A 15,797-nucleotide genomic window follows, 5' to 3' on the forward strand; every position below is an offset into this window, starting at 1 on the left:
GATGTCAGTGATCAAGGCACCTATAACCTTTTTATTGACAAAAACCCCCGGTTACGATCCCACCGCAGAAGACTTTGAATCCTCTTTTCAACTGTTTCATAAAGCCTTTCCCAATGGGTTTTTAATGGGAACTGATCGAAGTCTTATCCGGTCCACCGAATGTAACCTTTAAGTGGCGACATTGGGGAACCTTTAGCGGTCCCTATAAAGATCATCAACCCACAGGAGAAACCATCGAAATTACAGGAATGAGTCTCGCTAAAGTGACCGATGACCTTAAAATCTTATCCGTTGAACATTATTTTGATAATAGTACCTTCCTCAAAAAATTAACCTCTGGTTGTCCCGTTGCTCATTAACTCAGATATGGCAAAAAAAAGGAAGAAAGTTGAACTTTCTTCCTGTCATCATCAACTTTTTTGCTTAATTGAGGTTATCGCATAGCACCCCTGGCATTAGTAGCACCGGACTTGGCGATCTCTTTTTTCAACTCTTCATAAGCTTGGTCAAATTGAGGATCACCAAAGTCTCCAATTTTATCCCGTTCCTGTTGAAGGTCTTTTCTTTGTTCCTCGGTCAATTCCACCACAATATCAGGGTCAATTCCCTGTTTGTTAATATCTCGACCACTGGGAGTCAAATACTTAGCAATGGTGACAGCTAATCCTGAGGTACCATCCCCTAACCGTCGTACTGACTGAACTAAACCCTTACCAAAGGTTTTGGTTCCGACTAAAGTCGCCCGGTCGTTATCCTGTAAAGCTCCCGAAAGAATTTCACTAGCACTGGCAGAACCCCCATCGACTAAGACAACCATTGGTTTATCGGTTAAAGCGCGATTCGTAGCTTTTTGGGCTTCTAGTTCCCCATTGCGGCTAACTGTAGAGACGATTCTACCTTCATCAAGCCACATCCGAGCAATTTCTACGCTAGAGTAAAGCAGTCCTCCTGGATTAGACCGTAAGTCTAAGATATAACCAGTCACTTTCTCCGCTTCAGCCTCACGAATTGCGTCCCGCATTTCTTCACTGGCATGGGCGCTAAACTGAGTTAAACGAATGTAACCCACCTTACCCGTCGGAGTCTCTTTAACCTGAGCTTTAACGGGATGGAGTTCGATGCGCGCTCTGACGATGGGATAATCAATTTCTTGATTGGTGCGACGAATGGTTAAAGTAACTTTACTTCCTGGTTTACCCCGGATCAGTTTAACCGCGTCTTCAACTTCCATCCCTTCGGTGGTTTTGCCATTGATCTTAATAATGACATCTTTCGCCAAAATGCCGGCTTCAAAAGCTGGCGTATCTTCGATGGGCGCAACAACTGTTAATTCTTTGGTTTCTTCATCCTTGGTGAGCTGAATACCTACCCCAGTTAGTTCTCCGGAGGTATCAATTTGCATATTTTTGAACTCTTCGGGGTCCATAAAACGGGTGTAGGGATCACCCAATTTTTCTAACATTTCCCGAATCGCTTTATAAGCTTCTTCTTTCGTGCCGTAAGTTTTAGACTCCCCGACATATTCCTGACGAACGGCAAGCCAATCGACTTGATTAAACGTAGCATCTACATAGGTATCATTAATAACTTGCCAAACTTCGTCGACTAATTTCTTTGGATTATCTTCTAAATAGGCAAAGCTACGAGAAAGACGTAACCCGGCTCCAGTTACAGCGACGGCGGTCAAAACTGCTGCAGTTGCACCGAGAACTAACCCTTTTTTGTAATTGACCATAAGCTAAGTAGTGTGTTTATGAAACTTCTATAACAGGCGAGTGCTGACTCTAAGACAGGAACTTGTCTGAATTATTTTTATTCAGTATATCTTAGACTTTTGTTACTTGACTTAGTAAACTCATTTTATCGAGTTATTTTTTTATAGAGTAAGCCTCCCACCAATCATAACATTGTCTTCATGGTGATGATATAAATCTTATGACAGATAGTAACTTAATTCCTTCAGATTCCTTACAAGATCAACGTCAAACAGATTCCTTACAAGATCAACGTCAAACCTTACGTCATCAACGCCGTTTAAAAGCATGGCAAGGAGTATGGCGATTTCTATTCCTCTGCGGTATGACAGGGGGATTAATCTGGAGCGTTAGTTTGCCCCATTGGCTCATTCGAGAAAAATCACAAATTAAAATTCTGGGTAACCAACGACTGCACACCGAACAAATTCACACCATGCTGGAGATGAATTATCCTCAGTTAATTTGGAAGTTACCTATCCATGACTTAAGAGAAAAACTTGAAAACCAACCTCCTCTAGAAAGCGTTTATCTGACTCGTCAGTTACTTCCCGTAGAAGTGACCATTATGGTCAAAGAAAGAGAACCGGTAGCAGAGGCAACCATGGGAGGTAAGGCCGGTTTTATCGATGATGAGGGGGTTTGGATTCCTCAAACCGTCTACCAAGACGCGAAGGAAAAACCCTCTGTTAAGCTCAAAGTGTTAGGGTTAACTCCACAAAGTTTAACCTACTGGAAAAGTATTTATCCTTTAATTCTCAATTCCCCGATCGAAATCACCACAATCGACTGGGATGATCCCAGTAATTTGATTTTACACACCGCCTTAGGAAAGGTACATTGTGGAACCTATACCAATCAAGAGCGGTTTGTTGAGCAACTCCAAGGGTTAGGCAAACTCCGTCAACTCTCTTCTACTGTGGCCCGAGAAAGGATTATTTATATCGATTTATCTAAACCGGATGCTCCTTCTGTTCATCTTAAAGATATTCCCCCAGAATCTGATCAACCCTGAATCTATCACTTGAGGGAAATGATCTCGGCTTGAGAATCTAACTTTTTAGGGATGGTTACTGCCAACAAAAGTGTTTAGATTGAATTAGACAAGTTGAATTCAATTTAATTATTAACTTATGAATAACTCCACAGAAAACGAAAATAAAAGAGTGCTTAACGAAGGCGATCGCGTTAAAGAACCAAATAAAAGCATTGAAGAAAAATCAGAACAAATCGCAGTGGATACCTGGGATATTGTGGGTCACGAGGTTGTCCCTACTTACTTCGTTGTTGAAAATGAAGACGGTTCTCAAGAAGCATTACACCACATTAAAGACGCAGAAGAAATTAGTGACGTTATTCGTCAAGCTAGAACGGATGAAAACGGTGAACGCCAATGGTGGTAACACTAACCTTAAATCATCAATCACAATTATAGTCCCCAACTGCTTTAGGTTGGGGATTATTTTTATTGAAAAAATATCTAATAACTTTTTATGATATCTAAAGAAACATTGGAGATCCGTTGGTATGGGTTAGACTTATTACCCCCCAACATTTATAACTGGTTTAAGTCTGATTGTCCTGGTAAAATTTTAGATCAGTCTCATGGTCGCACCGATTATTATTTATGGACAAAAAATAATCCCTCCATGAGTATAAAGTTAAGGGAAAATGTTATAGAAATGAAGTGGAAAGATAATCATTTTGATTCACTATGGTTAAATTTAGACCGCGATCCTACCAGTTTTTGGCAAGGGGATATTGAGCGTTGGATCAAATGGACACACAACCAACCCTTATCTTCTGATTTACAAAAAGTAATTAGAAACAAGGATGATAATTGTCCTTGGATAGCCGTTCATAAGAAAAGATGGCAAAAACTTTATAATAATGTAGAAATTGAAATCACTGAAATTACCATTAATCATCAACAATATTGGAGTTTAGCCTTTGAAATGGAAGAAAGTTTAGAACAATCAATTGGTCGTTTTTCCCAAACTATTAAAGATGTTTATCAAACGACACATCAATTACATTTAGATAATCAACAGTGTTACGCTTATCCTCGTTTACTACTGAATCAATTCGGTCACTGATAACTGTTTATTGATAGCGTTTCTCACTCTTATGAGGTACACTTTCAATTTGTTATTACTATTGCCTATTGCCTATTGCCTATTGCCTATTCCCTTAAAGCGATCACCTGTGTACCTCGCGAGCATGAGAACTGCTATTTACTTATGTCTTTTGATAGAAGTGAGAAAGCTTTATTTTTTTTATAATAGTAAATGGGGATGACGTGACAAAAAGAGAGGAAAATGTAAGTAAAAAGTATTTAAATTAATCAACCATACAGTAGAAAAAATAATTGTTAATTTTCAGGAGATAAACAGCCTATGAGTACCAACCCTTTACTACAGATGCAAAACTATGGCCAAAGCATTTGGATGGATAATTTAACCCGTGATGCCATAGAAACAGGGGAACTTAATCAATTAATAGAAAATCGGGGTTTACGGGGTTTGACTTCTAATCCAGCGATTTTTGAAAAGGCAATAACAGAAAGCGATCGCTACGATCAAGCCATTAAATCCGGTCACGAAGCAGAAAAATCCAGTCAAGAAATTTATGAATCTTTAGTGTTTGAAGATATTCGCAAAGCTTGTGATCTTTTTCGTCCTATTTATGAAGAATCAAACGGGTTAGATGGCTATGTAAGTATCGAAGTTTCTCCCCACCTTGCCCACGATATTAAAGGAACCATTGCCGAAGCCATTCGTTTTTATCAGGCCATTGATAAAGAAAATGTCATGATTAAAGTTCCTGGAACCTTTGAAGGATTTGCCGCCATTGAACAGTTAATTAGTCGGGGCATTAATGTTAATGTAACCCTCCTGTTTTCAGTGGATAACTATCAACAAGCGGCTTGGGCTTATATTAGAGGGTTAGAAACCAGAGTTAACAACAATCAACCCATTGATAATATTGCTTCGGTTGCCAGCTTTTTCCTCAGTCGTATCGATACAAAAGTAGATCAACGCATTGAACAAAGAATCCGAGAATTAGGAACAGAAAGCTTAAATAAATCCATCCGTTTACGGGAACTTAAAGGGGATATAGCAGTGGCTAATGCCAAAGTTGCTTATCAAACCTTTAAAGAAATTATTGCGAGTCCTCGCTGGAAAGCATTAGAAGAAAAAGGGGCAAAATATCAACGACTGTTATGGGCAAGTACCAGTACCAAAGATCCCGACTATAGTGATGTTAAATATGTCAACGAATTAGTGGGAGAAAATACAATTAATACCTTACCTCCTAACACTTTAGAAGCTTGCGCCGATCACTGTGATCTCAGCCCTAACCGCATCGAAACTAATGTGGATGAAGCTTATCAAGTGTTTGAAAGTTTAAAGCATCCTGATATTAACATTGATATGGATCAAGTGCTTGATGAATTACTCAAAGAAGGGATCGAAAAATTTGTGAATCCCTATGATTCTTTACTGGAATCTATCGAAAATCAAGCAAAACAATTAACCCCCGGTTAAAGCTTGACAATTTGATAGTAAAGGGATAACTAAGATAAAACCTCTCCTAAAATGGAGAGGTATTCTATTCGTTTTTTTATTGTTTAGCCAGTTCATTAGCTTTTTGAGCTAATTCTAAATCCTTATTCGTAATACCACCAGCATCATGGCTAGTTAAATCAATCGTGACACGATTATAAACATTAAACCATTCAGGATGATGCCCCATCGACTCAGCCACTAATGCAACACTAGACATAAAACCAAAGGCTTCAACAAAGGAATTAAATTGAAATTCCCGATGTAATTTTCCGTCTTTTTCTGTCCAACCCTCTAGTTGTTTTAACTTGTTTTGTAAATCGTCAGTGGATAATACGGTAGCGTTACTCATAATCATCTCATTGTTAACAGCAGCAGCTAGATTCGTAGAAAAATGAAAGGGGTTAAGATTGCTTATTATCAGCATAAAAATAACCGTCACAACTAATAATAATCCTTTCATTTCATTACCCTACAGTGTCTAACATTTTTTCTTCTATTAGCTTAGCAAAAAATGGGTGATATTCGTTAATCAATTATCGCAAATATAACTCAAATAGGATAGGATAGTGATGAAAAAATTATGATAGTCTTTCTATTGTTGATTCCCTCGTTATGACTCATCAACCCCTTGCCGTTGTTCTTTTATCAGGAGGCTTAGACTCTGCCACTTCAGCAGCGATCGCCATTAACCAAGGTTATGAAGTGATCGCCCTTTCCCTACGCTATGGACAACGTCACCACAAAGAGTTAGACGCAGCCAAAAATATTGCTCAAGCCTTGAATATTGCTCAACATTACATTATAGATGTCAATATGGCTCAATGGGGAGGCTCATCTTTAACGGATAGTTCCTTATCGTTGCCCCAAAGTGGGGTAGATGCCTCTGTGATCCCCTCAACCTATGTGCCTGGTAGAAATACGGTTTTTATTGCCTTAGCCCTCTCTTTAGCCGAAGCCAAAGGCGCACAAGCCATTTATTTAGGCATTAATGCAGTGGATTATTCTGGTTATCCTGACTGTCGCCCCGACTATCTCCAAGCCTATCAAACTTTAGCGAATCTTTCTTCTAAAGCAGGACTCGAAGGAAAAGCCCCTCAGCTAGTTGCTCCCTTGATCACCAAAACAAAAGTCGATATTATTAAAGATGCGATTAAATTGGGGGTTCCTGTATCTAAAACTTGGTCATGTTATCAAGGAAAACAAGAACCCTGTGGCTTATGCGACTCTTGCCGTATCCGGGATCGCGCTTTAATTGAAGCAGGATATCCAGAGTTAGCCACAGCTAAGGGTAGAGACTTTTACGAACAAAACCGATAAACCCTGTTATTGCGATTAATAAGAGCATTTTAAGGGAACTAGGTTCAGGAATCGTTTTTGAGAGTATTTGTAAACTATTTTGCTCAGTTTGATTATTTTCTCCTATAGTTTCAACATCCTGACGATTAATTTGAGTGGCATTGATACTACTTTGATTAGCAATTCTATTGATAAACAGATCGATATCAAAATCAAGATTAGGATCATTAGATGGGGTTATAGGACTAGATAAACTTGGATCAGTGTCAGTAAAATAAAACCAATTAATAGCATGGATAAATTGATTAATATTTTGATGAATTAGATTATTATTATTATCCATAAAGGTTTCTTGAATAGTCAATTGAAAAATATTTAAATCTTCCTCTAAATTATCAATCCATTGACTAAAATCATTATTAGTCAAAATAGTATATTCAATCCTTTGCTCAATGGTTTGAGAGACAAGATTATTATTCCCCAAGATGACAGTATCTTGTAAGCTTAACTGAAGAAAGTCAATGAAACTATTTTCCATAATTTGCTTAAATAACACATTTAAATCCAACAAATCAATCGTATTAGAAAGAGGGTTTAAATAAAAAATGTTATTTAATTCTTGCTGACTCTTTTGAGATATATTGTTATCGTTTCCCTTAAGAAAAGCTGTTTGTAAGTTGAAGTGACTACCCTCACTAATATCATTAGAGTCAAAAAGATAATTGACATCCAACCCATTCAAATCAGTTGTTGCTGAGTCGAGTCCAAAAACAGTTTGATTAAGCTGTTGGTCAATAAGGTTATTGCTATTACTATTAACAGTTATAAAATTTCCCCGAAGATTTAAAACAGGAATTATAGACGCTTCAAGAGAAGGCAAAGAAATAAAATTAAAACTAATAGTTTGTTGAATCTCTTGATCAACCTCATTCAATTCACCCTCAATTAAAACTTCTTGAATAGCTATTTGAGGTATCATCCCTTGAACAGAGATAGGGATCATAAAAGATAAATTAACGATAATAAAACTAAACCACTTCATCGGACAATTAACCTCACTTCACAAAGACTTATCTATTGATAACGTAATTGTTTGTAATGTGTCCACTATTCAAGATACAATAACAATCAGGTTCACTTTCTATCAATTTAGACGGAATAAGTATTATGTCTCATGCTACAGATGTAAAAACCTTAGCGCGTTGGATGTGTTCTGATTTTAGTAATCAAGAACAAGCCTTTGAAAATCCACCTTTTTATGCGCATATTCGGGTCTGTATTCGTCCTTTACCTGTTGCTAATTTCCCCGAACCCAGTTTATTTTTAGAACAAGCTTATGATTATGCTTTAAACCAACCCTATCGAGTTAGAGTATTAAAATTAAACATTGTCGATGAAAGAATCGAATTAGAAAATTATAAATTAAAAGACAAAGAAGCCTTTTTAGGAGCGTCCCGTGAGCCAGAAAAATTAAAAAAAATCACCCCTGATGATATCGAATTAATGCAGGGGTGTGATATGTTTGTTGATTGGACAGGAACCAGTTTTAAAGGAATGGTTAAACCGGGGAGAAATTGCCGTATTGTTCGTAATGGAAAAGAAACCTATTTAGACAATAGTTTTGAGATAACTGAGCATCAATTAATTAGTCTTGATCGCGGTTATGATCCCGTTACCAACGAATTAGTGTGGGGATCGGTTGCCGGCCCATTTCACTTTCAACGTCGTCAAAGTTTTGCTGATGAAGTCGAATTTTAAGCCCTTAGTTTGGGTTAATTCGGCCGCCATTTAACACTTGATCAATCCGTATTTGATGCGGAGATTTTTGCGGTTCATTATCACCCCCGATCATTTGGGTACAAGTGGGACTACTAAAACAAGCTTGAATATCTTTTTCGGCTTCTTCTCTGGTAGAAACTTGAGGATTTTTATCCTCTTCTAACTCGGTATTTTCTTCAGGTTTTGACTGAGAATTGATAGGAGTAGAAGGAATAACATTAGTCTCAGAAGAGGGAGTACATAACCCCGATAAATCAATGGTATTTCCTGCTTGATCAACCCCATAGCAACTGGGGAAAGCTTGAACTTTATCAGCAATAGCAGTTATCCCTATTAAAGAAGAGAAAATTAATAAACCAGTTGTGAAAAATTTTTGCATAAAACTTGCCTATCATTGCGATCAATAGTCACTGCGATCGTAATAGTGGATGATTATGATAGACATCGCCAAATCTACGGAAACAGGGGATTAAAATTCAGTAGATCGAAAACTTACTTGTTTGGGCTGTAAGGGAGCAGGGAGTGGGGAGAAGGGGAGATCATTTTAAAGTATTTTAGAGTAAATAAAGGTTTAAATAGCTACAAATCTCTAAAAATATAAATTATACTCACTAAATTTTTAGTCTTATCCTATTTTTTCTCCCCCGCTCCGGTCTCCGAAGCTCCCCTGGAATCCTAACTAGGATCTTTATGATCTACTTAAATTAGTTAAGCTCTTGGGAAATGTTTAACTTAGGTTGAATTACAGTCGGCACTAATTCTAAAATTTGCTCAACAACATCCTCAGAGGTTTGATGTTCATCAATGATAATTTGTAAATCACTTTGAGCATATAAAGAGCGACGTTCCTCTAACAAAGATTGTAACTTTAACCCTAAATCTGTTTCTTGCAAGAGGGGACGAGTTTTATTTTTCGCTAAACGTTTGCTGAGGACAGAGACAGGGGCATCTAACCAAACAATTAAACCATGATGTAAATAACTCCAATTAATTGGCTTTAAAACAATGCCACCCCCGGTGGCAATGACACTTTTGGTACAAGATGATAATTCTGAAAGGACTTGACTTTCAAGATCACGAAAAGTCTCTTCTCCTTGGGTCGCAAAAATATCAGTAATACTTTGTTTTGTCACTCTTTCAACTAACACATCACTATCAAAAAAACGATAATTTAAACGCTGTGCTAATTTTTTTCCCACTGTTGTTTTACCACTTCCCATCATACCGATGAGAAACACATTAACCCCTTGGAGTAGATTGTCCATAGTTATGATTAAATCTCTAAGTCTGTCCGCCGATTTAATTATAAAGAAAAAAGCGATCGCTTCTGAGAAAAGCGATCGCCTCTCTTCCTTAAAAAAAGTCATTAAACAGAGATTTCACTAAACTCACGACTCATGTGATCAAAGGGTTGATCCACAAACGAAGTGTCTTCAATCCCTGCATCAGCGGCCATGGCTTTGACCTTTTCTTTCATGATTTGGATACCTCTAACCGTGGGGGCAATGGGAACCCCTAAGGAGTTATAGGTTTCCCGTAACCCTTGTAAGACTCGTTCGTCGAGAACGGTGGGGTCTCCGGCGACTAAAGCATAACTCGCGTAACGGAGATAGTAATCCATATCCCGTAAACAAGCTGAATAACGACGGGTGGTGTAAGCGTTACCCCCTGGACGAATGAGTTCTGGAACTTCTTCAAAGAGTTGAAGTCCTGCTTCTTTAACGATCTCAGGGGAATTAGCGTTAATTAAGGCAGCCACATTGATGCGATCGGTTCCTGACTCAAAATAGGATTTGAGGTTGGCCATAGCATCCCGATCTAAATAGCGGCCCGTTAGATCATAGTTTCTAATTAACGTGGTAACGGCATCTCGCATTAAAGTTTTCTCCCAACAACAATTTTTTATGGCTTACCAAGAAGCCGAGTTTTTCCAGTGAGAAGGAATTTATCTCATCATAAACCCCTAGATCCCTTCCGTCTAGGGGTGTTAGAATAGGTTCTTAAGCAAAATTATAGATTTTACCGATTTTCCTGTAGTGTATTTCTTATCACACTACAAGAGAACTCATAACATTTTCAATGCCTAATCAAAATTTTTCACACCCGATTCAGTTTAAAGCGTCCGAATCCCTTTCTTTACCGGTTCAACAAACACCTATTCCCATTCACCATTATCTGAGACAACCCCAACGATTAGTAAAGGCGATCGCCGATCCTAAGTTAATGGAACAGTTATCGGATAATGAGTTTCGTCTTAAGATGCGTCCTTTAAATTTTATGGAGATGTATCATTTTCAACCGACGGTGATTTTAGGGGTTTGGTCTGATAATAAAGGGACGGTTTTTTTAAGATCCCAAGATTGTGACATTCGGGGAATTGACTATATTAACGATCGCTTTTCTTTAACTCTCAAAGGGAAATTATGCCCTCAAGAAAAAGAGGGAAAAACCTATTTACAAGGACAGGCCAATTTAACTGTTGAAGTGGATTTACCTCCCCCATTAAGATTAACCCCTGAGTCTTTATTAAAAATGACGGGTAATGGTCTTTTAAGAGGGGTTCTCAATCGCATTAAAAATCGTTTGCTTAATCAATTATCCCAAGATTATCACCACTGGGTTGATTCTCAGTCTCAATCTCTTAAAAATGAAGAGGTTAGTCGTTTTGGTGAACCTTGTCCGGAATCTTAACCTGCTGTTCAAATCATAAAAAAAGAGATTCATCTAACGAATAGATGAATCTCTTCCATACGATAAACTTAGTAATACTATCTACGAGGACGGGCTTCATCGACTTTCATCGTACGTCCCATCCATTCAGCCCCATCTAGGGTCTCAATGGCATTAGTTTCGTTTGCTTTTGTTTCTAATTCCACAAAGGCAAATCCTCTAGGACGGCCCGTATCTCTATCTGTGGGGACATGGACTCTTTTGACTGAACCATAATCCGAAAAAACAAAGTTTAGGTCTGCTTCTGTTACCTCGTAAGGGAGGTTTCCGACGTAAATTGACATGAACGATCTATCTTGATTTCAACGTTTCGAGCGTAATCTTCGGAGAAAATATTACCGATACTAAACAAATAAAACGGCTAATTCTAATTAACTTATTTTTCTCTCAGTTTGTAATGCTCATAATTAATTATAACACAATTTCGGGGGAATTTGTCAAATTTTTCCCTTCAAGTCTTGTCTTTTATCTGTTGATTGTTGACTGGTGACTTCTGCCTCTAGGCCATTGGTAAACCCAACCTAGAAAAGTAGGGTAAACCGCCGTTATTAATAGAGTCAGGCAGATTACAATTACAGTGTAATTAATTATAGATAATTCTAACAATGCAACCAACTAATCCTAATCAATTTACAGAAAAAGCCTGGGAAGCCATTGTGCGAACCCCTGATATTGCTAAACAAAATAGTCAGCAACAAATTGAAAGTGAACACTTAATGAAGTCTCTAACGGAACAAGAGGGACTTGCAACCAGTGTCTTCAATAAAGCTAACATTAGTGTTCCGAAATTACGCGATCGAACCGAAGATTTTATTCGCCGTCAACCGAAGGTATCTAACCCTGGAGAGTCAGTTTATTTAGGTCGTAGTTTAGATAGTTTACTTGACAGGAGTGAGACGTTTCGCAAAGAATTTGAAGATGACTATATTTCCATTGAACATTTACTCTTAGCCTATTGTAAAGATGACCGTTTCGGCAAAAATTTGTTCAAGGAATTTGGTCTAAGTGAAAACAACTTAAAAGAGATTATTAAACAAGTGAGAGGAAATCAAAAAGTGACCGATCAAAATCCTGAAAATAAATACGAAGCCTTAGAAAAATATGGACGAGATTTAACCCAATTAGCCAGAGAAGGTAAACTTGATCCGGTGATTGGTAGGGATGATGAAATTCGCCGAACCATTCAAATATTGTCCCGTAGAACCAAAAATAATCCCGTTTTAATTGGGGAACCTGGGGTGGGTAAAACGGCTATTGTAGAGGGTTTAGCACAACGAATTATTAACAGAGATGTCCCTGAATCTTTACGGGATAGAAAGTTAATTGCTTTGGATATGGGGTCACTCATTGCTGGTGCAAAATATCGTGGAGAATTTGAAGAAAGATTGAAAGCTGTTCTCAAAGAAGTTACCGATTCTCAAGGTAATATTATCCTCTTTATTGATGAAATTCATACCGTTGTGGGTGCCGGTGCCACTCAAGGGGCTATGGATGCAGGGAACCTATTAAAACCGATGTTAGCACGGGGAGAATTGCGCTGTATTGGGGCAACAACCCTGGATGAATATCGGAAGTATATTGAGAAAGATGCAGCCCTAGAAAGACGGTTTCAAGAGGTATTAGTAAATGAACCGAATGTAGTGGATACCATTTCTATTTTACGGGGACTGAAAGAGCGTTATGAAGTCCATCATGGGGTTAAAATTGCTGACACTGCACTCGTTGCAGCAGCCATGTTATCTAACCGTTATATTAGCGATCGCTTCTTACCGGATAAGGCCATCGATTTGGTAGACGAATCAGCCGCTAAATTAAAGATGGAAATCACTTCTAAACCCGAAGAATTAGACGAAGTTGATCGCAAGATTCTTCAGTTAGAAATGGAACGCTTATCTTTACAAAAAGAAGAAGATGAAGTGTCCCGCGAACGGCTAGAAAAATTAGAAAAGGAATTAGCTGATCTTAAAGAGGAACAATCCCAACTTAATGCCCAATGGCAAGCAGAAAAAGAAGTCATTGATCAGATTCGGGAACTCAAAGAAACCATCGATCAAATTAACTTAGAAATTCAACAAGCAGAACGGGATTATGACCTTAATAAAGCGGCTGAATTACGCTATGGTAAACTGACAGATTTACAGCGACAAGTTAAAGAGTTAGAAAGCAAAATTGAAGAACGACAAACCACAGGTAAAACTTTATTACGGGAGGAAGTTGTCGAGTCAGATATTGCTGAGATTATCTCCAAATGGACAGGAATCCCTATCAGTAAATTAGTGGAATCTGAGAAGGAAAAACTATTACATTTAGAAGACGAATTACACGAGAGAGTGATTGGACAAGAAGAGGCGGTAACCGCCGTTTCAGAAGCAATACAGCGATCTCGTGCTGGACTTTCTGATCCCAATCGTCCGACTGCCAGCTTCATTTTCTTGGGTCCCACTGGGGTAGGTAAAACGGAATTAGCCAAAGCGTTAGCGAAGAATCTTTTTGATACCGAAGAAGCCATCGTTCGTATCGATATGTCTGAGTATATGGAGAAGCATAGTGTATCCCGTTTAATTGGTGCGCCTCCAGGGTATGTAGGCTATGATGAAGGGGGACAATTAACAGAAGCAATTCGTCGTCGTCCTTACTCAGTAATTCTCTTTGATGAGATAGAAAAAGCACACGCTGATGTCTTCAACATCATGTTACAAATTCTCGACGATGGACGCTTAACAGACTCTCAAGGTCGGGTAGTAGATTTCAAAAATACTATCATTATTATGACCAGTAATATCGGTTCTCAATACATTTTAGATGTAGCGGGAGACGATACTCGTTATGATGAAATGCGTTCTCGTGTCATGGACGCAATGCGTAATAATTTCCGTCCTGAATTTCTCAATCGTATCGACGAAATTATTATCTTCCACAGTTTACAAAAAGAACAACTACGAGAAATTGTTAAGCTACAAGTTCAACTTCTCAGAAATCGTTTAGAAGACCAAAAAATGTCCCTCAAATTAGCTGATGTGGCCTTAGATTTTGTTGCTGATATCGGTTATGATCCTGTCTATGGTGCAAGACCTTTAAAACGGGCGGTTCAACGGTACTTGGAAACTCCCATTGCTAAGTCAATTTTAAGGGGAGAATTTAAACCCGGGGATACTATTTTCACAGACGTTGAAGATGAAAGATTGACTTTCAAACGGCTACCTTCTGAGATGTTAACTGTTTAATTTGTCGGGTGGGCATTGCCCACCTTTTTTATGTAAAATTTATTTTCAATCATGAAAACTGATCCTATTTTTTATCGACTGTTTCAAGAATATCCGAGTAGTTTCTTTGAATTAATTGGAGAATCTACTAACTTAGTCGATGCTTATAAGTTTGATTCTTTTGAAGTGAAACAAACTGCATTTAGAATTGATGGATTATTTATTCCGAAAGCGTCTAATAGGGATAAAAAACTCTATTTTATTGAAGTCCAGTTTCAAAAGAATAATTATATTTACTCTAATCTCTTTTCTGAGATTTTTTTATATTTAGATAAAAATGATCCCTTTCAAAATTGGCAAGCTGTTGTTATTTACCAGAAAAAGAGTCTCGAACCCACAGAATTAACCCCTTACCAAGAATTATTGAACTCTGATAAAGTTATTCGTATCTATTTAGATGAATTATCCTCAGACACCTCTAGTCTTGGTTTAGATATAATAAAATTAGTGGTTAGTCAATCCCCAGAAGTTCCTCAAAAAAGCCAAACAACTCTTAAATCAAGCAACAGAAGAACTTAACGATAGACCCACTTGTCAAAATGTTCTTAATTTGATAGAAACTATTGTTATTTACAAGTTTCCAGAAAAAAGTCGAGAGGAAATCGAAGAAATGTTAGGATTAAATGATTTAAAGCAAACTCGCTTTTATCAAGAAGCCCATGACGAAGGTAAAGCAGAAGGTAAACTTGAGGCAAAATTAGAGTTAATTCCTACTTTGATTAAACAAGGGTTTACTATCGAAAAAACAGCTAGTTTATTAGAACTAGATATAGAATTAGTTAGAAAGTTAGTCTCATCTTAAGAATTAAAAAATTATTCTAACCCTTCCGTAAACAATTTTTTAGCTTGTGGTCTAGAGGGCAAATTAACACATTTGACTAATAAATGAATATCTAATTCTGGTAATAAAACACTATTATTAACCTGTTCATATTCTCCATGACGTAAATAGTAAATTGATAACTGATTATTTTGCCAAAACCAAACTTCTGTTACCTCAAATCGTTTATATTTTTCTAACTTATTAATTCCTCCACTGGTGAAGATAACTTCTATGGCTAAATCAGGATTTTCTCTAGTTTTATCGAGATAATAAGACTCATCAGGTTGAAACGATGCACCTTTTATTTCTGCTTCACGGGTTGCACTTCCCACAGGAAGATAATCAATATCTTTTTCACATAAATAGAGTTCAATTAAAAACCCTAATATCGTTTTAATTCTTTCATGTTCTTCCCCTGTTGTTGTCAGTTGAATTTGTCCATCTAAATAACTTATTTTCGCGGTTGATTGTTCATTAATAATAGATTGTATCGTTTTAAATTGTTGCCAATTATAGCAGCCTGGAAAAACAATAATTTGTTCAGCCGTCGAGTTAGTTTCTAGATTTAATTGTGTGGTCATAT

Annotated in this window: 17 protein-coding genes and 2 pseudogenes; 11 read left to right on the forward strand and 8 right to left on the reverse strand. The window is 37.6% G+C overall.

Annotated features, from left to right (window positions below; translation table 11 throughout):
* A pseudogene (locus C4E06_RS29545) lies at nucleotides 1-359 on the forward strand (ester cyclase); the annotation flags it as partial.
* 74 nt (nucleotides 360-433) lie between these two features.
* Here C4E06_RS29545 and ctpC read toward each other — a convergent pair.
* Nucleotides 434-1,735, reverse strand: a complete 1,302-nt coding sequence (ctpC, locus tag C4E06_RS11975) for a carboxyl-terminal processing protease CtpC (RefSeq protein WP_107668275.1) — start codon at nucleotides 1,733-1,735, stop codon at nucleotides 434-436.
* A gap of 200 nt (nucleotides 1,736-1,935) precedes the next feature.
* On the opposite strand from ctpC, the gene C4E06_RS11980 reads away from it, so the two are divergent.
* The 4 genes from C4E06_RS11980 to tal all read left to right on the forward strand — a co-directional run bounded on the left by C4E06_RS11980 (nucleotide 1,936) and on the right by tal (nucleotide 5,302).
* Nucleotides 1,936-2,769, forward strand: coding sequence for a cell division protein FtsQ/DivIB (locus C4E06_RS11980; RefSeq protein WP_107668276.1), 834 nt, complete (start codon nucleotides 1,936-1,938; stop codon nucleotides 2,767-2,769).
* 118 nt (nucleotides 2,770-2,887) lie between these two features.
* Nucleotides 2,888-3,157 carry a hypothetical protein gene (locus C4E06_RS11985; protein ID WP_107668277.1) on the forward strand — a complete coding sequence of 90 codons (270 nt, stop codon included), beginning with the start codon at nucleotides 2,888-2,890 and terminating at the stop codon, nucleotides 3,155-3,157.
* Nucleotides 3,158-3,247: 90 nt separating this feature from the next.
* Nucleotides 3,248-3,850, forward strand: coding sequence for a hypothetical protein (locus C4E06_RS11990; RefSeq protein WP_107668278.1), 603 nt, complete (start codon nucleotides 3,248-3,250; stop codon nucleotides 3,848-3,850).
* Nucleotides 3,851-4,150: 300 nt separating this feature from the next.
* Entirely contained in the window at nucleotides 4,151-5,302 is a 1,152-nt protein-coding gene (tal, locus tag C4E06_RS11995) for a transaldolase (RefSeq protein ID WP_107668279.1), read from the forward strand.
* A 76-nt stretch (nucleotides 5,303-5,378) separates the two neighbouring features.
* Here the strand turns inward: tal and C4E06_RS12000 are convergent, their stop codons facing one another.
* Nucleotides 5,379-5,783 carry a 4a-hydroxytetrahydrobiopterin dehydratase gene (locus tag C4E06_RS12000; protein WP_107668280.1) on the reverse strand — a complete coding sequence of 135 codons (405 nt, stop codon included), beginning with the start codon at nucleotides 5,781-5,783 and terminating at the stop codon, nucleotides 5,379-5,381.
* Nucleotides 5,784-5,935: 152 nt separating this feature from the next.
* Here C4E06_RS12000 and queC point away from each other — a divergent pair, with 152 nt between their 5' ends.
* Nucleotides 5,936-6,640, forward strand: coding sequence for a 7-cyano-7-deazaguanine synthase QueC (queC, locus tag C4E06_RS12005; RefSeq protein ID WP_107668281.1), 705 nt, complete (start codon nucleotides 5,936-5,938; stop codon nucleotides 6,638-6,640).
* Here the strand turns inward: queC and C4E06_RS12010 are convergent.
* Nucleotides 6,606-7,661, reverse strand: a complete 1,056-nt coding sequence (locus C4E06_RS12010; RefSeq protein WP_107668282.1) for a hypothetical protein — start codon at nucleotides 7,659-7,661, stop codon at nucleotides 6,606-6,608. The two genes, queC and C4E06_RS12010, sit on opposite strands and share 35 nt — an antisense overlap.
* Nucleotides 7,662-7,786: 125 nt before the next feature.
* On the opposite strand from C4E06_RS12010, the gene C4E06_RS12015 reads away from it, so the two are divergent.
* Nucleotides 7,787-8,377: a chromophore lyase CpcT/CpeT gene (locus C4E06_RS12015; protein WP_107668283.1), complete on the forward strand. Its 591-nt coding sequence runs from the start codon at nucleotides 7,787-7,789 to the stop codon at nucleotides 8,375-8,377.
* A gap of 4 nt (nucleotides 8,378-8,381) precedes the next feature.
* Here the strand turns inward: C4E06_RS12015 and C4E06_RS12020 are convergent, their stop codons facing one another.
* The 3 genes from C4E06_RS12020 to apcB form a co-directional block, all read right to left on the reverse strand.
* Nucleotides 8,382-8,777 (reverse strand): shikimate kinase, encoded by a 396-nt coding sequence (locus tag C4E06_RS12020; RefSeq protein ID WP_107668284.1) that lies wholly within the window; start codon nucleotides 8,775-8,777, stop codon nucleotides 8,382-8,384.
* Between the two features lie 325 nt (nucleotides 8,778-9,102).
* A complete protein-coding gene (locus C4E06_RS12025; RefSeq protein WP_198648576.1) occupies nucleotides 9,103-9,663 on the reverse strand; it encodes a shikimate kinase in 561 nt (186 codons plus the stop codon).
* Nucleotides 9,664-9,764: 101 nt separating this feature from the next.
* Entirely contained in the window at nucleotides 9,765-10,274 is a 510-nt protein-coding gene (gene apcB / locus C4E06_RS12030; RefSeq protein ID WP_107668285.1) for an allophycocyanin subunit beta, read from the reverse strand.
* A 203-nt stretch (nucleotides 10,275-10,477) separates the two neighbouring features.
* Between apcB and C4E06_RS12035 the strand changes: the two genes are divergently transcribed.
* Complete coding sequence (locus C4E06_RS12035) at nucleotides 10,478-11,089, forward strand: DUF1997 domain-containing protein (RefSeq protein ID WP_107668286.1); 612 nt, start codon at nucleotides 10,478-10,480, stop codon at nucleotides 11,087-11,089.
* A gap of 77 nt (nucleotides 11,090-11,166) precedes the next feature.
* On the opposite strand, the gene C4E06_RS12040 is transcribed toward C4E06_RS12035, so the two are convergent.
* Nucleotides 11,167-11,412, reverse strand: coding sequence for an RNA-binding protein (locus C4E06_RS12040; protein ID WP_107668287.1), 246 nt, complete (start codon nucleotides 11,410-11,412; stop codon nucleotides 11,167-11,169).
* A 321-nt stretch (nucleotides 11,413-11,733) separates the two neighbouring features.
* On the opposite strand from C4E06_RS12040, the gene clpB reads away from it, so the two are divergent.
* The 3 genes and pseudogenes from clpB to C4E06_RS29220 all read left to right on the forward strand — a co-directional run.
* Nucleotides 11,734-14,352 (forward strand): ATP-dependent chaperone ClpB, encoded by a 2,619-nt coding sequence (gene clpB / locus C4E06_RS12045; RefSeq protein ID WP_107668288.1) that lies wholly within the window; start codon nucleotides 11,734-11,736, stop codon nucleotides 14,350-14,352.
* Nucleotides 14,353-14,403: 51 nt separating this feature from the next.
* Nucleotides 14,404-14,910 carry an Rpn family recombination-promoting nuclease/putative transposase gene (locus C4E06_RS29215; RefSeq protein WP_255412147.1) on the forward strand — a complete coding sequence of 169 codons (507 nt, stop codon included), beginning with the start codon at nucleotides 14,404-14,406 and terminating at the stop codon, nucleotides 14,908-14,910.
* Between the two features lies 1 nt (nucleotide 14,911).
* Nucleotides 14,912-15,193, forward strand: a pseudogene (locus tag C4E06_RS29220) (DUF2887 domain-containing protein); the annotation flags it as partial.
* 11 nt (nucleotides 15,194-15,204) lie between these two features.
* Here C4E06_RS29220 and C4E06_RS12055 read toward each other — a convergent pair.
* Complete coding sequence (locus C4E06_RS12055; protein ID WP_107668289.1) at nucleotides 15,205-15,795, reverse strand: Uma2 family endonuclease; 591 nt, start codon at nucleotides 15,793-15,795, stop codon at nucleotides 15,205-15,207.
* Between the last annotated feature and the right edge of the window lie 2 nt (nucleotides 15,796-15,797).

Source organism: Cyanothece sp. BG0011 (genome assembly GCF_003013815.1).
Taxonomy (GTDB): Bacteria; Cyanobacteriota; Cyanobacteriia; order Cyanobacteriales; family Microcystaceae; genus Crocosphaera.

Bases quoted from the DNA above. Each gene is read 5' to 3' on its own strand.
- ctpC (WP_107668275.1), bottom strand. From the start codon at position 1,735: ATGGTCAATTACAAAAAAGGGTTAGTTCTCGGTGCAACTGCAGCAGTT.
- C4E06_RS11980 (WP_107668276.1), top strand. From the start codon at position 1,936: ATGACAGATAGTAACTTAATTCCTTCAGATTCCTTACAAGATCAACGT.
- C4E06_RS12015 (WP_107668283.1), top strand. From the start codon at position 7,787: ATGTCTCATGCTACAGATGTAAAAACCTTAGCGCGTTGGATGTGTTCT.
- apcB (WP_107668285.1), bottom strand. From the start codon at position 10,274: ATGCGAGATGCCGTTACCACGTTAATTAGAAACTATGATCTAACGGGC.
- C4E06_RS29215 (WP_255412147.1), top strand. From the start codon at position 14,404: ATGAAAACTGATCCTATTTTTTATCGACTGTTTCAAGAATATCCGAGT.
- clpB (WP_107668288.1), top strand. From the start codon at position 11,734: ATGCAACCAACTAATCCTAATCAATTTACAGAAAAAGCCTGGGAAGCC.
- C4E06_RS12000 (WP_107668280.1), bottom strand. From the start codon at position 5,783: ATGAAAGGATTATTATTAGTTGTGACGGTTATTTTTATGCTGATAATA.
- C4E06_RS11985 (WP_107668277.1), top strand. From the start codon at position 2,888: ATGAATAACTCCACAGAAAACGAAAATAAAAGAGTGCTTAACGAAGGC.
- C4E06_RS12035 (WP_107668286.1), top strand. From the start codon at position 10,478: ATGCCTAATCAAAATTTTTCACACCCGATTCAGTTTAAAGCGTCCGAA.
- C4E06_RS12010 (WP_107668282.1), bottom strand. From the start codon at position 7,661: ATGAAGTGGTTTAGTTTTATTATCGTTAATTTATCTTTTATGATCCCT.
- C4E06_RS12025 (WP_198648576.1), bottom strand. From the start codon at position 9,663: ATGGACAATCTACTCCAAGGGGTTAATGTGTTTCTCATCGGTATGATG.
- tal (WP_107668279.1), top strand. From the start codon at position 4,151: ATGAGTACCAACCCTTTACTACAGATGCAAAACTATGGCCAAAGCATT.
- C4E06_RS12040 (WP_107668287.1), bottom strand. From the start codon at position 11,412: ATGTCAATTTACGTCGGAAACCTCCCTTACGAGGTAACAGAAGCAGAC.
- C4E06_RS12020 (WP_107668284.1), bottom strand. From the start codon at position 8,777: ATGCAAAAATTTTTCACAACTGGTTTATTAATTTTCTCTTCTTTAATA.
- queC (WP_107668281.1), top strand. From the start codon at position 5,936: ATGACTCATCAACCCCTTGCCGTTGTTCTTTTATCAGGAGGCTTAGAC.
- C4E06_RS11990 (WP_107668278.1), top strand. From the start codon at position 3,248: ATGATATCTAAAGAAACATTGGAGATCCGTTGGTATGGGTTAGACTTA.
- C4E06_RS12055 (WP_107668289.1), bottom strand. From the start codon at position 15,795: ATGACCACACAATTAAATCTAGAAACTAACTCGACGGCTGAACAAATT.